We start from the raw sequence: 13,793 nt of genomic DNA, 5'->3' as shown, positions 1-13,793 counted from the left end.
GTGGGCGGGCGCGGTCAGGCGGTGCGCGCGCCGAGGTGGTGGAGGAGGTTCTGCGAGAACCGCTGCCCCATGAGGGTGACGACCCCCTTCATCGCCGCCGTGACGGCCGGCCGCAGGACGCCCGGGAACGGCAGCTCGACGGTGATGGCCATCGAGGTCTCGAGGCGGGTGCCGGACGGGTGCGGCGCGAGGGCGTACCAGCCGTCGACGCCGGCCGACTCCTCGCCGTGGCCCGCCGCGGGGTCGTGGGTGAAGTCGATGCGGTCGGGCTCGGCGAAGGCCATCCGCTCGGTGAAGGTGAAGGAGAAGCTCTTGCCGAGCACCGGGATCCGGTTCAGCTCCCAGACCCAGTGCTCGCCGCGCTCGGTGACGCGGTGCAGGAAGGGGGTGAGCCGGGCGATGAGGTCGGGGTCGGTGAGGGTGGCCCAGACGGCCTCGGGGTCGGCGGTGACCGTGGCCGCCGAGCGGGTCGAGGTCGTGAACGACGCCATCAGGGCGTGATGGCCAGGGCCGTGAGGACGCTGCGGGCGACCTCGTCGTCACCCGTGACGGTGACGGGCAGGTCCTCGGGGCCCGCCGACCTCCGGCCAGGCGCATCGCGACGCGGGTGGACATCGACAGGGTGGTCGTCACGACGTCCGGGTGGTCGACGTCCTCGCCCGTGAAGAGCGGGATGCCACGCGCCGTCCCCTCGTGCTCCTCGACGCGGACGCCGGCCCGCCCGACGGTGGGCCCGGTGAGGTCGAGGACGACGGCGTTGCCCGGGCCGATGCCGGCGTCGCGGGCCACGAGGCGCGGGAGGGTGGCGAAGAACCAGGCGACGCTGACCGCCGCGGCCGGGGTGTCGAGGCCGCCGGGCCGCTCGAGGGCCTCGCGCAGGTCCTGCTCGTGCATCCAGACGTCGAAGGTGCGGACGGTGACGAGGTCGACGAGCCGGGTCGGCCCGAAGGGTCCGACGACCTCCTCCTCGCCCGTCGTGCCCTCGGCCCGGTAGACCCCGAGGCGCTCGGCCAGCCGCCACTCGAGCTCGTCGAGGAGGTCGTCGAGGGTGCGGCCGCGGCGGGACTCGACGAGCCGCTCCATCCGGGCGCCGAACTCGTGGCGGACGTGGGCATGGGCGCTGACGTCGAGGTCGGGCACCGGATCACCGGCGATGGCGGCCTCGGCGCTCGCGACGTGCGCGACCTGGTCGAACACCGTCCAGCCGGGGCAGTCGGTGGCGTGCTGGTGCTCGCCCGGGCGCAGGGTGCGACCGAGGTCGACGACGGTCTGCACGGTGTGCGCCCACGCGTCGACGGCGCCGGCGAAGTCCGTGGGGGCGGGCGGGTGCAGCGACATCCGGCCACAGTACCTACGCTGGAGGACATGGCCGACCCGGAGCGCCCCTCGCTGTGGCCGCCGCTCTCCGCGGTGGTCGGTGCGGCGTTGCTGGCCCTCGTCCCCGCCGCGCTGCTCACCGGGGCGGTGGCCCCGCTCGCGCTCGCGGACGCCGGCCCGTTCGTGCGCTGGATGGTCCCGGTCACCGACGCCGTCGCGACCCTGGCGTCGGTGACGACGGTCGGGCTGCTCGGGCTCGCGGCCTTCCTCGTCCCCGAGCGGGCCAGCACCGACCGCCGGGGGACGGCCGTCCGGTACGCGGCGACGGCGGCGACGGTGTGGCTGGTCGCGGCGCTCCTCGAGCTCGTCGTGACCTTCGCCGACCTCGCCGGCACGCCGATCGGTGCGCCCGGGCTGGTCGACCAGCTCGTCTCGTTCACCTGGTCGCTCGAGACGACGCGGGTGCTGCTGCTCAGCGCGCTGGCAGCCGTGGTCGTGGCCGTGTGTGCGCGGCTGACCCGACGTCGGGCGCCGACCGCCTGGCTGGCGCTGCTCGCCCTCGTCGGCATCCTCCTCAAGGCGCTCACCGGGCACGCCGCCGGGTCGGCCAGCCACGAGGACGCCGTCAACGGCCTGGCGGTGCACCTGCTCGGTGTCGTCGTGTGGGTCGGCGGGCTCGTGGCGCTGGTCGTGATGCGCTCGCGGCTGGGTCGCGACCTCGGGGCCACGGTCGCGCGCTACTCGACGCTGGCGCTCTGGTCGTTCGTGGCCGTCGCGGCGTCCGGGATGCTGCAGGCATGGATCCGGGTCGGTTCTCCCGCAGGGCTGCTCAGCGCGTACGGCACCGTGGTCCTGCTGAAGACGGCGGCCCTCGTCGCGCTCGGGGTGCTCGGCTGGCGGCACCGGCGCAACCTCGCCGGACGGCTGGCACAAGACCCGTCCGACGGTCGCGCCTTCGCCCGGCTCGCGGGGGCCGAGGTGCTGCTCATGGGGGTCGCGACCGGGCTGGCGGCCGTGCTGGCGCGCAGCATCCCGCCCGTGCCGGACGCGCTGCCCGACCCGGGCATCGTCCTCGACCTCACGGGGTACCCCGACCCCGGACCGGTCAGTGGTGCCGACTGGCTGCTCGCGTGGCGGATGGACTGGCTGTTCGTCGCTGTGGCCGTCCTCGCGGTGGGGCTGTACGTCGCGGGCTGGCTGCGGCTCCGGCGGCGGGGTGACGCGTGGCCGGTGCTGCGCGTCGTGCTGTGGGTGCTCGGGTGGGCGCTGTTCGTGTGGTCGACGTGCGGGGCGCCGGGCATCTGGGGGCGGGTGCTGTTCAGCGCGCACATGGTGATGCACATGACCTTGGCGATGGTCGTGCCGCTGCTCCTCGTGCCGGCGGCCCCGGTGACCCTCGCCCTGCGGACGCTGCCGGCCCGGACCGACCGTACGTGGGGGCCGCGCGAGGTGCTGCTCCAGGTCGTGCACTCGCGGGCCCTCAGGCTGCTGTCCAACCCCGTCGTGGCGTCGGCGCTGTTCTTCTTCAGCCTCGCGGCGTTCTACTACACCGGCCTGTTCGGGCTGGCCCTGACGACCCACACCGGGCACCTGCTGATGATGGGCCACTTCCTGCTCACCGGGTACCTGTTCGTGTGGGTGATGATCGGCATCGACCCGGGCGTGCCGCGGTGGTCGCCCCTCATGCTGCTCGTCATCCTCTTCGCGACGGTGTCGTTCCACGCCTTCTTCGGGGTGGCGCTCACGGGGTCGCAGACGCTGCTGGCGCCGGACTTCTTCTCGGCGATCAACCTGCCGTGGGGCCGGACCCGCTCGCCGACCAGCACCTGGCCGGCGAGATCGCCTGGGGCGTCGGGGAGGCGCCGACGCTCGTGCTCGCGGTCGTCGTGGCCGTCCAGTGGTTCCGGTCCGAGACGCGCGAGACGGTGCGCCTCGACCGGCAGGCCGACCGCGACGGCGACGCCGAGCTCACCGCCTACAACGCCCGGCTCGCGCAGCTGCGCGAGGAGGCCGAGCGCCTGGGGTGACCTCGGCCGGTGCCGCGGCGTCCGGGTCGCCCGGCCGGTGCGGGAGGATGGGGTCCATGCGCATCGCCGTCGTCCAGCTCGCCTACGGGGACGAGGAGTCGTTCGGGGCCCGGGTCGATCGGGTCGCCGGCATCGTCGCGGGCCTCGCCGGCCACGACCTCGTCCTCCTCCCCGAGCTCTGGGGCGCCACCGGCTTCGACTACACCCGCTGGGAGGGCGCCGCCCAGCCGCTCGACGGGCCGTGGGTCGCCGCGATGGCCGATGCCGCCCGCGGACTCGGCGCCACCCTCCACGCCGGCTCGTTCGTCGAGCGCCTGCCCGAGCCGGGCCCGGACGGCAACCTGCTCGCCAACACCTCGCTCGTCCTCTCGGCGACGGGCGAGCGCCTCGCCCTCTACCGCAAGGTCCACCGGTTCGGGTTCGGCGCCGGCGAGCCGAAGCTCATGGAGGCCGGCGAGGACGTCGTCGTCGTCGACCTGCCCGACGGCGCCGGCGGCAGCATCCGGACCGGCCTCTCCACCTGCTACGACCTGCGCTTCCCCGAGCTCTACCGCCGCCAGCAGGAGGACGGCGCCGAGCTGCTGCTCGTCCCGGCCGCCTGGCCGGCGGCCCGGGTCGCCCACTGGACCCTGCTCGGTCGCGCGCGGGCCGTCGAGAACCAGTGCGTCGTGGTGCAGGGCAACACCGGCGGCACCCACGCCGGGTACGAGATGGGCGGCCACAGCCAGGTCGTCGCGGCGACCGGCGAGGTGCTCGCCGAAGCCGCTCACACCGGAGCGGCCGTACTCTCGGTCGACGTCGACCTCACCGCCACCACCGCGTACCGGGAGGCGTTCCCCGTCCTCGCCGACCGTCGCCTCTGAGAGCCCCAGCCACCACGGGGTGCTTCGCACGTCCAGTCGCACCAACCGGGATCCCTCCCGCAGCGACCGGGATCCCTGACGCTCCGACTGCAGTTCGGGACAACACCCCTCGGTCCCGGGCGACCCTTGCACGCCCCGGCCGCGCCCAGGCCCCACCAACCCGCGTCTGAGAGGGTGGAGGCATGACCACCGACGTCGCCGCCGCCGTCACCGAGCTCACCGCGTCCCTCCCGACCGGCGTCGTCACCACCGACCCTGCCGCCCTCGAGAAGTACCGGCACGACTGGACCCACGACGCGAGCGCCGGCACCCCGCTGGCCGCCGTCCGCGCCGAGACCGCCGAGCAGGTGCAGCAGGCGGTCCGCTGGGCGGCCGCCCACGGCATCGGCGTGGTCCCCCGCGGCGCCGGCACCAGCCTCTCCGGCGGCTCGATGGGCGTCGACGGCACGATCGTCCTCAGCCTCGAGCGGATGCGGGCCGTCGAGATCGACACCGCCGCGCGCGTCGCCGTCGTCGAGCCCGGGGCCCTCAACGTCGACGTCAAGAACGCGGCTGTGGCAGAAGGCCTCTGGTACCCGCCGGACCCCAGCTCGTTCGAGATCTGCTCGATCGGCGGCAACATCGCCACCAACGCCGGCGGCCTCTGCTGCGTCAAGTACGGCGTCACCACCGACTACGTCCTCGGCCTCGATGTCGTCCTCGCCGACGGCACCCTCGTCACCCTCGGCGGCAAGCGCGTCAAGGACGTCGCCGGCCTCTCGCTGCTCAAGCTGTTCGTCGGCTCGGAGGGCACCCTCGGCATCGTCACCCGCGCGATCCTGCGCCTCGTGCCCGCCCAGGCGCCCCGCTCCACGGTCATCGCCTTCTTCCCCACCGTCGCCGACGCCGCGGCCGCCGTCATCGAGCTCGGCCGCACCGTGCGCGCCTCGATGGTCGAGCTGATGGACCGCGCCTCGATCAACGCCGTCGAGGACTTCCAGCCGATGGGCCTGGACCGCGACTCCGGCGCCCTGCTGCTCGTCCAGTCCGACGCCCCCGGCGCCTCGCGCGAGGACGAGGTCGCGGCCATCGTCACCGCGTGCGAGGTCTCCGGCGCCAAGGAGGTCGTCGCCACCGACGACCCCGACGAGGCCGAGATGTTCGTCCAGGCCCGGCGCGTGCACTTCACGGCCCTCGAGCCGCGCGGTGCCGTGCTGCCCGAGGACGTCGGCGTGCCGGTGCCCCAGCTGCCGGCACTGCTCGCCGAGGTCGAGGCCATCGCCCAGCGCCACGACGTCGAGATCCCCGTCGTCGCCCACGCCGGCGACGGCAACACCCATCCGGCGATCGTCTACGACGCGACCGATCCCGACTCCGAGCGCCGCGCCCGGCTGGCGTTCGACGACATCATGGCCGCGGCCATCGCCCTCGGCGGCACCATCACCGGCGAGCACGGGGTCGGCCGGCTCAAGAAGGGGTCGCTCGAGGCCCAGCTCGGGCCCGACGTCATGGACCTCAACCGCCGGGTCAAGGCCGCCCTCGACCCGCAGGGCATCCTCAACCCGGGGTCCTTCGTCTGACCGCCACACCGTCGAACGGTGGACGACGGTGCGACGGCGCGAGAGGATGGCCGTTCCACACGCGGCCCATCGGGCCGAGAAGGGGGAGGGGCCCGTGCCGACCACCATCGGACTGATCCTCATCATCGCCGTTGTCGTCCTGGCCGTGGTGGGGGTCGTCTGGACCGCCGTCAAGGGCGGCCGACGCCGCACGGAGCAGGCCCGCGGCAGCCACCCGGACGCGCCGCACGGCGCCGAGACCGCGGCGATGCAGGCCGACCGACAGGCCGACCGCGGCGGGATGCTCTGACCGCTGCTGCTGTACACCGTCCGGCGGCTCTGTCACGCTGACCGCACGGTCGCCGACCGCGCGTACCGGGAGGGGAGCCCGTCATGTGGTGGACCATCGGGGTGCTGGCCGTCATCGGGGTGCTCGGCGTGCTGCTCGAGCGCCGGCGCCGCGCGAGCGGCAGCACCGGGTCGTTCTCCGGTGAGGCGCCCTACGGCGCCGAGTCCGCGGCCGCCCGCAACCAGCGCAACATCGGACCCACCGGCGGCACCGGCATCTGAGCCGCGACGCACCCCGCGCGCGGCCGGATGACCGCGCCGCAGTGATCCGACCTGCACCGAAGCCCGGACGGCGACTCCTCCCGGGGCTAGGGTCGGCGCACCGGCCGGCCCAGCGGTCGGCGCACCAGCCGACCCCGTACCAAGAGGAGCCCCCCACATGTACATCGGCCTCGGCATCGTCCTGATCGTCATCGGCGCGATCCTGTCCTTCGCGCTCAACGTCGACATCCCCGGGATCGACGACGACACCCTCGGCTTCATCCTCATGGCGGCGGGCGTCGTCGCCATCCTCCTGTCCTTCGCGATGCGCGGACGCGGCAGCCGCGGCTACAGCGCGACCCGGCAGTCGACCGTGGACCCCGCGACGGGCACCCGCGTCGACCGGACGGACGTCGACCCCCGCTGACGCACCGGAACGCCGACGGCCCGCCCCCCGCGCAGGGGGACGGGCCGTCGTCGTGTGGGCCGGGTCGGGAGCGCGCTCCGGGCGGCGCCCCCGACCCGGGGTCGAGGTGGCTCAGAAGGCCGACTCGGGCAGCTCCATCAGCTCGTTGTCGGTGGCCTCGGCCATGGCACGCTCCGCGGTGAGGCGGGGCAGCACCTGCCGAGCATAGAACTGCGCAGCCGCCACCTTGCCCTCGTAGAAGTCCTTGTCGCGACCTTCGACACCGGCCGCGAGCGCGTCGAGCGCCACCGCGGCCTGGCGCAGCAGCAGCCACCCGACGACGAGGTCGCCGGCCCCGAGCAGCAGCCGCGAGGTGTTCTGGCCGATCTTGTAGAGGTTCGGCAGCTCGCCGCCCTGGCGCGGGTCGGACTTCATCAGCTCGCCGACCATGTAGCCGAGGATGCCCTGGACGTCCTCGACGCCCTGCCCGAGCAGCTCGCGCTCGCGGTCGATGCGGCCGCCGTGCGCCCCGAGGTCCTTGGCGAACTCCTGCATCTGCGTCGCGAGGTGGGTCAGCGCCTGGCCCTTGTCGCGGACGATCTTGCGGAAGAAGAAGTCCATGCCCTGGATGGCCGTCGTGCCCTCGTAGAGGGTGTCGATCTTGGCGTCGCGGACGTACTGCTCGATCGGGTAGTCCTGGAGGAACCCGGAGCCGCCGAAGGTCTGCAGGGACTCGGTGCCGAGCAGCACCCACGCGCGCTCGGAGCCGAGGCCCTTGACGATCGGCAGCAGCAGGTCGTTGACCCGGTTGGCGACGTCGGCCGGCGACCCGGTCTCGAAGGTCTCCTCGCCGGTGGTCAGGTGGTGCTGGTCGACGACGTCCTGCTGGCTCGCGGTGAAGAGCACGAGCGCGCGCAGCCCCTCGGCGTAGGCCTTCTGGAGCATCAGCGAGCGCCGCACGTCCGGGTGGTGCGTGATGGTGACGCGGGGCGCGGCCTTGTCGGTCATCTGGGTGAGGTCGGCGCCCTGCACGCGCTGCTTGGCGTAGTCGAGCGCGTTGAGGTAACCGGTCGACAGCGTGGCGATCGCCTTGGTGCCCACCATCATCCGCGCGTTCTCGATGACGTGGAACATCTGCGCGATGCCGTCGTGCACCTCGCCGAGGAGGGTTCCGGTGGCCGGGACCTCGCCGCCGAAGGTCAGCTCGCAGGTGGGGGAGACCTTGAGGCCCATCTTCTTCTCGACGTTCGTGACGTAGACGCCGTTGCGCTCGCCCAGCTCGCCGGTCTCGAGGTCGACCGCGTACTTGGTGAGGATGAAGAGCGAGAGGCCCTTGGTGCCCGGCGCGCCACCCTCGGGACGGGCGAGGACGAAGTGCACGACGTTGTCGACCATGTCGGACTCGGCGCTCGTGATGAAGCGCTTGACGCCGCTGATCGTCCACGTGCCGTCGCCGTTGTCGACCGCCTTGGTGCGGCCGGCCCCGACGTCGGAGCCGGCGTCGGGCTCGGTGAGCACCATCGTGCAGTGCCAGCCCTTCTCGACGATCCACTTCGCGAGCTTCTGCTGCTCGGGGGTGCCGAGGGTGTGCAGCAGCTTGGCGAAGGAGTACGAGGCGGCGAACATCGCCAGGGCCGGGTTGGCGCCGAGGAGCATCTCGTTGACCGCCCAGCGCAGGCTCGGCGGGGCCACGGTGCCGTCGAGCTCGGCCGGCAGGTCGATGTTCCAGAAGCCGCTGTCGCGGTAGGCCTCGAAGCTCTTCGCGAACGACGCGGGCATCGTCACGGCCTGGGTCTGCGGGTCGTAGACCGGCGGGTTGCGGTCCGCGTCGGCGAAGGACTCGGCGATCTCGTGCTCGGCGAGCCGGGAGACCTCCTTGAGCATCTCGCGGGCGGTGTCGGCGTCGAGCTCCGCGTAGGGGCCCGAGCCCAGGACGTCCTGGCGACCGAGCACCTCGAAGAGGGTGAACTCGATGTCGCGCAGGTTGCTCTTGTAGTGGCCCATGTCGGTCCTCCCGTGGCGTGGCAAGTGAGCGCTTGCTCACCAGTGTGCTACCGATGGGTAACAAGCGCAACCGCCTGCGGCTTCCCGGGTCGACGAGGCGGACGGGGGAGGCCGCCAGCGCGGTGCCGGGTGGGTCGCGCGCGACGACGGCATACTCGGCGGCGTGAGCATCATCCCCGTGCCGCTGCGCCGACCGGTCGTCGCGCGCGAGCGCACCGAGCACCACCGCGTGGCGACCCCGCTCGAGCTGCTCTTCGACCTCGTGTTCGTCGTGGCCATCGCGAGCAACGCGGCCGCGCTGCACCACGGGCTCTCGGACGCGGACTACGGCACCCTGCTCGGCTACTCGATGACGTGGTTCGCCATCTGGTGGGCGTGGATGAACTACACGTGGTTCGCCTCGGCCTACGACAACGACGACGTCGTGTTCCGGCTGCTGACCTTGGTCATCATGACCGGCGCCCTGTTCATCGCCGCCGGGGTGCCCGACATCTTCGCGGACGGCCAGTCCACGACCGTGGTCATCGGCTACGCGATCACGCGGTTCGCGATGGTGGGCCTGTGGCTGCGGGCCGGGGCCGGCCACCCGGAGGGCCGGCGGACGGCCCTCTGGTACGCCGGGGGCATCGCGGTCGTCCAGGTGCTGTGGATCGCCCGGCTCGCGGTGCCCGAGGGATGGTTCCTGCCCTCGTTCTTCGCACTCGTCGCCTGCGAGCTGCTCGTCCCGGTGCTCGCCGAGGGCCGGCACGGCTGGACGCCCTTCCACCCGCACCACATCGCCGAGCGCTACGGACTGCTGACGATCATCGTGCTCGGCGAGGTCATCCTCTCCTCGGTCCAGGCCATCCAGGGCGTCATGGCCGCACCGGCCGAGCCCACGGGGTCGGGCGGGCACACGGCGCCCTACTCCGCGGCCGAGGGCGGGGGCCTGGGCTGGGAGATGGCGCCGCTCGTCGCCGGCGGCCTGCTCATCGTCTTCTCGGTGTGGTGGAGCTACTTCGCGCGGGAGAACGCGAGCATCGTCGAGAACCCGCGGAGCGTGTGGATCTTCGGCTATGGGCACCTGCCGGTGTTCGCGTCGGTCGCCGCCGTGGGCGCGGGGCTCGCGGCGGCCGTGGACGTGGTCGAGGGCACCTCGAAGGCCGGCACCCGCCCCGTCGCGCTCGTGCTGGCCGTCGCCGTGTCCGTCGTCCTGCTCGCCGTCTCCGGTCTGCACGCGTTGTCCGAGAACGAGACCGCCCGGGTCGTCGTGCCCGGTGCGGTCGCCGGCGGCCTGTGCCTCCTCGTGGCCCTGTTCGTGCCGTCGATGGGGGTTGCCGTGCTGCTCATGGGGCTGGTCCTCGCCGGACTCGTCGCCCACAAGGTGTGGCTCGCCTCGGCGGGGGCCCCGGCGTGAGCGGCGCCGACGACGTGCTCGCCGAGGCCCGCGCGCACCTCGAGGCCGGGACCGCGTGGAAGGCGCGCGACCTGCTCGCGGCCCACGTCGAGTCGACCGACGACGCCGAGGCCCTGACCCTCCTCGGTCACGTGCTCCACGGGATGGGGGACCTGCCGCGGGCGGGCGCGATGTGGTTCGCGGCCGGGGCCAAGGGCCCGGAGGCCGACGCCGCCGTCGCCGCCTGGCGCGAGCAGTGCGGGGACGACTTCGCCGCCATGTGGCACTCGCTGCCGGCGCCGGTGCGCGAGGAGCCGTGGGCGGCGCGGGTCGACGCGCTGCACGCCAAGGCCCTCGACGCCGACCCCCGGCTGGACGCCGACCCCGAGCCGCTCGTGCGTCCCGGCGAGCTCGTCGCCGAACCGGACGAGGAGCCCGGCGGCGTCGACGGCGCGCAGGTCATCGCGTGGATCCTCGCGGCCCTGTTCGTCGTCGCCGCCGTCATCGGCGTCGTGACGGTCCTCGGCTGGCTGCTGCCGGGGTCCTGAGCGTCGCGCTCGAACCGGGCTGTGCTGCAGGTCAGTAACAGCCGTTGACCGTCGCCGCGAGCATGTCGACGTTCTTCTTCAGCGTCAGCGAGGACTGCTTGCCGTTGACGACGAACGCGAAGACCTTGACCCGTCCGTCCTTGGCGACCGTGTACCCGGCGACCGAGACGACGTCGCTCAGGGTCCCCGTCTTGGCCCACACCTTGCCGGCCGCGCACGACGACGGCGCGGTCGTGAAGCGGGAGTACCTCGCGGCGAGCGTGCCGGTGCGCCCCGCCGTCGGCATCGACGCCGCGGAACGCATCGGCGCCAGCCGGGAGAAGGCCGGGTTCAGGCCGCGGTCGACGAACCGGGCGAGCTGGAGGCTGGAGAGGCGGTCCGAGCGGGAGAGCCCCGACCCGTCGTAGAGGGCCGTGGCCGCGAGGCCCTGGCCGGTGAGCACCTTCGACTGCGCGGCACGGGCGCCGGTCCACGACGTGCTCGAGCCCTGCTTGCGGCTGACCATCTTGTGCAGGGCCTCGGCGATCTCGTTGTCGCTGGTGAGGAGCATGCGGCTGACGATGTCGGAGAGCGGCGCCCCGTACGAGGTGGCGAGGGCCGCGGCACCCGAGGCGACGTTGGCGCGCCCGACGTAGGTGACGGTCGCGATGCCCCGGGCCTTGAGCCGGTCGCGGAAGTAGCGCCCGACGTCGGCGCCGGTGTCCGAGACGTCGCGCTGGTCCCGCACGAGCCCGCGCACCGGGGTGATCGAGTCGGGGACGTAGCTGGCCTTCCATCCCGGCGCCAGGCTCGGCGTGGGGAAGACGTCGTCGTCGGCGTAGACCCGGGCCGAGGTGACCCCGGCGGTCCTGAGCGTGGCCGCGGTGGTGACCGCGAGGCGGTCGAGGTCGGCGCTCGTCAGGCTGGGGTCGCCCGAGCCGAGGACGATGACCTGGTCGGGCCGGGCGCCGGCGCGGACCTGGGTCGCGAAGCGGGTCGTGGGGCCGAAGACGGTCAGCGCGTTGTGCGCGGTGACGAGCTTGGCCGTGGAGGCCGGCATCAGGGCGGTGTTGCCGTTCTTGCTCCAGATCAGCTTGTTGGACACCGAGTCGTAGACGGTGCCCGAGAAGCGGCTCCCGAAGCGGGCGACGGTGGCCCGGCTGGTCAGCGCCTTGTTCATCCGGGTGTCCGCGCTCGTCAGCGTGTAGGCCGGGACGGCCGCTGCTGCGGCGGGGGACGAGGCGGGCGACGGGCCCGTGGCGAGGGCCGGCGCCGGGCCGAGCGCCGTCGCGGCGGCGACGGCGGAGACGAGGGCGATCCTGGCGGTGCGTGCGGGAAGGGGCATCGGGGGTCCTCGGAGACGGAACGACACGGACGTCCGCTGCCCCTGCACGCGGTGGCAGGAGGGTATCCCGCAGGAGGCGCGGACGTCCCGTCGACGCGCGAAATCCTGGCCGACCGGGCGAGGCGCCGGTGTCGGGCGAGGTGGGGCCGGGTCAGGTGACGGTCAGGGCCCAGCCGAGGCAGGCGAGGGCCAGCACGCTCGTGAGGACCCGGACGAGGTTCCAGCGCACCCAGGTCGCCTCGTCCAGGGCGGCGCGTGCGGCGGAGGCGTCGGGGCATCGGCGATCGCCGTGAGCCGGTCGTTGCGGGGGAGGTGCACGCCGGTCGTGACCACGGTGGTGACGAGGTGGAGGGCCATGGCGACGACGACCCACGGTGCGGGCGGGTCGCCCCAGGTGACGAGGAGGGCGGCGGCGGCGAGGAGCGGGGCCCCGAGGAAGGAGGTCGCGATGAACCACGGGTTGACGATGCGCCGGTCGAGGGCGGCGAAGGCCGCGACGAAGGTGCGGTCGTCGGCGGCGCGCAGGGCCGGCATCACGGTGTGCGCGTAGAAGACGTACACGCCGGCGACGAGGCCGGCCGAGAGGGTCGCCGCGAGGAGCAGCAGTCGGGCCGCCATGTCCCGAGGGTAGTGACGCCGGCGGTCGGCGGTTGTCGTCGAGAGGAGGCAACACGCAGGCCGGGCGCCCCGTCGCTCTGCGTGTTGCCTCCTCTCGAGGTCGCCGAGGACCGGATGGGCGGGCCCTCCCCGTCGTTCGAGGTGATACCGGGCCTTCTGGTGGTCCGGTATCACCTCGAATGGCTGGCGATGTGATGCGCCGTCACGCTCGCCGATGACGGGAAGCCGATGACGGGATCCGTCGCGAGGGGGCGCTTCGCGCCGTCGGCTCCTCCCGATTCCCGACCACCTCACCAGTGAACGACGAAGGACCGGACGGAAAAGCGTGTCCGGTCCTTCGTCGTTCAGAGCCGATGACGGGAATCGAACCCGCGTGTCCAGCTTGGGAAGCGAGCGGACGGGTCGTTTGGGCTCGCCATCACGCACGGCTGCAGTGGCTTTGGTGGTGCCTGTTTTCGTCGTTCTGGAGGGTGATTGGGCACGATTGGGCACGCGGGCAGGGAGAGCCACCGATCCGTAGCGGAGCAGGGGAGCCGGCCGGAGTGGTCGGGTCAAGGGTGGCCGTAGGTCATCGCGAAGCGACGTGTAGCGCCCTTGATGCGGCCCGGAGGCTGGCGGAGAGTGGAGCGAAGGGTCGGAGGCGCTTGGTGAGGTCAGCCTGGAATGTGGCACGTCCGCACGAGTCGACTCTTGCCGGTCAGGCGGTGTCGGAGCCTCTGGAGGGGTGTTCGCCATGCTTTGGCTACGGTTCCGTCCGGCAGGGTGAGGCTCCAGGAGATCTCGGTTCTGCCTCGTCTCTTCGTCACTTCTTCGCACTGGCCGTGCAGGTAGGCCAGGCCTCGATCGAGCTGCTTGGTGACAGCGTCGGGCTGCTCGTCCAGGTCGTACTCCGGTTCGGGGATCGAGTAGCGGCTTCCCAGCCCCAGTGGAAAGGCGTCGGTGCCGAGGTCCAGTGTGAACCAGCGGCTGGTGTCGGTGCTCAGGGTGACTTGAAGCACCCGGTCCCGGACCGTCCATGTGACGGCCGGGTCGGCGTCGAGGTGGTCGCCGGCTACTGCTTCCAGGTCTGAGGCCACGGTCGGAGGATAGATCCGGGGCGGTCCGCCGGGCTCACGATGCGCGGGGTGCGGTGGGGGTGCGCGGAGGGCGCGCAGCGCCCGGAGCGCGGGGGTCCCCATCGCGGGCCCCCGCGCCTTTGCGCGCCGGAGGCGCGCCTTGAGTCAG

At 73.0% G+C, this 13,793-nt stretch carries 13 protein-coding genes, 1 tRNA gene and 1 pseudogene; 9 read left to right on the top strand and 6 right to left on the bottom strand.

The window, feature by feature from the left end; translation table 11 throughout:
• Positions 1-14 precede the first annotated feature (14 nt).
• On the bottom strand, positions 15-491 hold the full coding sequence (locus G7075_RS15365; protein WP_166123135.1) for an SRPBCC family protein: 477 nt from the start codon (positions 489-491) through the stop codon (positions 15-17).
• A 622-nt stretch (positions 492-1,113) separates the two neighbouring features.
• On the opposite strand from G7075_RS15365, the pseudogene G7075_RS23020 reads away from it, so the two are divergent.
• The 7 genes and pseudogenes from G7075_RS23020 to G7075_RS15335 form a co-directional block, all read left to right on the top strand.
• Positions 1,114-3,075 (top strand): annotated as a pseudogene (locus G7075_RS23020) (cytochrome c oxidase assembly protein); the annotation flags it as partial.
• Between the two features lie 38 nt (positions 3,076-3,113).
• Positions 3,114-3,344, top strand: coding sequence for a cytochrome c oxidase assembly protein (locus G7075_RS21485; RefSeq protein WP_240917659.1), 231 nt, complete (start codon positions 3,114-3,116; stop codon positions 3,342-3,344).
• Positions 3,345-3,400: 56 nt separating this feature from the next.
• A complete protein-coding gene (locus G7075_RS15355; RefSeq protein ID WP_166123133.1) occupies positions 3,401-4,207 on the top strand; it encodes a nitrilase-related carbon-nitrogen hydrolase in 807 nt (268 codons plus the stop codon).
• Between the two features lie 182 nt (positions 4,208-4,389).
• A complete protein-coding gene (locus G7075_RS15350; RefSeq protein WP_166123131.1) occupies positions 4,390-5,766 on the top strand; it encodes an FAD-binding oxidoreductase in 1,377 nt (458 codons plus the stop codon).
• A 94-nt stretch (positions 5,767-5,860) separates the two neighbouring features.
• Positions 5,861-6,055 carry a hypothetical protein gene (locus G7075_RS15345; RefSeq protein ID WP_166123129.1) on the top strand — a complete coding sequence of 65 codons (195 nt, stop codon included), beginning with the start codon at positions 5,861-5,863 and terminating at the stop codon, positions 6,053-6,055.
• An 83-nt stretch (positions 6,056-6,138) separates the two neighbouring features.
• A complete protein-coding gene (locus tag G7075_RS15340; protein ID WP_166123127.1) occupies positions 6,139-6,315 on the top strand; it encodes a hypothetical protein in 177 nt (58 codons plus the stop codon).
• 157 nt (positions 6,316-6,472) lie between these two features.
• Positions 6,473-6,721, top strand: a complete 249-nt coding sequence (locus G7075_RS15335) for a DUF6458 family protein (protein WP_166123125.1) — start codon at positions 6,473-6,475, stop codon at positions 6,719-6,721.
• Positions 6,722-6,832: 111 nt separating this feature from the next.
• Here the strand turns inward: G7075_RS15335 and G7075_RS15330 are convergent, their stop codons facing one another.
• The gene (locus tag G7075_RS15330; protein ID WP_166123123.1) at positions 6,833-8,704 is read right to left on the bottom strand and encodes an acyl-CoA dehydrogenase; all 1,872 of its coding nucleotides are present in this window, start codon (positions 8,702-8,704) and stop codon (positions 6,833-6,835) included.
• A 163-nt stretch (positions 8,705-8,867) separates the two neighbouring features.
• Between G7075_RS15330 and G7075_RS15325 the strand changes: the two genes are divergently transcribed.
• Both G7075_RS15325 and G7075_RS15320 read left to right on the top strand, forming a co-directional pair.
• Positions 8,868-10,100, top strand: a complete 1,233-nt coding sequence (locus G7075_RS15325; RefSeq protein ID WP_166123120.1) for a low temperature requirement protein A — start codon at positions 8,868-8,870, stop codon at positions 10,098-10,100.
• Positions 10,097-10,627, top strand: a complete 531-nt coding sequence (locus tag G7075_RS15320) for a hypothetical protein (protein WP_166123119.1) — start codon at positions 10,097-10,099, stop codon at positions 10,625-10,627. Before G7075_RS15325 ends, G7075_RS15320 begins: the two co-directional genes overlap by 4 nt.
• Before the next feature lie 31 nt (positions 10,628-10,658).
• On the opposite strand, the gene dacB is transcribed toward G7075_RS15320, so the two are convergent.
• The 4 genes from dacB to G7075_RS15300 form a co-directional block, all read right to left on the bottom strand.
• The gene (dacB, locus tag G7075_RS15315) at positions 10,659-11,951 is read right to left on the bottom strand and encodes a D-alanyl-D-alanine carboxypeptidase/D-alanyl-D-alanine-endopeptidase (RefSeq protein ID WP_166123116.1); all 1,293 of its coding nucleotides are present in this window, start codon (positions 11,949-11,951) and stop codon (positions 10,659-10,661) included.
• A gap of 162 nt (positions 11,952-12,113) precedes the next feature.
• A complete protein-coding gene (locus G7075_RS15310) occupies positions 12,114-12,569 on the bottom strand; it encodes a DUF1772 domain-containing protein (RefSeq protein ID WP_166123114.1) in 456 nt (151 codons plus the stop codon).
• A 348-nt stretch (positions 12,570-12,917) separates the two neighbouring features.
• Positions 12,918-12,998 (bottom strand) — tRNA-Gly (locus tag G7075_RS15305).
• Between the two features lie 224 nt (positions 12,999-13,222).
• Positions 13,223-13,645, bottom strand: coding sequence for a hypothetical protein (locus G7075_RS15300; protein ID WP_166123112.1), 423 nt, complete (start codon positions 13,643-13,645; stop codon positions 13,223-13,225).
• Positions 13,646-13,793 lie beyond the last annotated feature (148 nt).

The organism is Phycicoccus sp. HDW14, assembly GCF_011383005.1.
Taxonomy (GTDB): Bacteria; Actinomycetota; Actinomycetes; order Actinomycetales; family Dermatophilaceae; genus Phycicoccus.
Note: the sequence above shows the minus strand (reverse complement) of the source record. Positions and strands in the feature narration are given on the sequence as shown.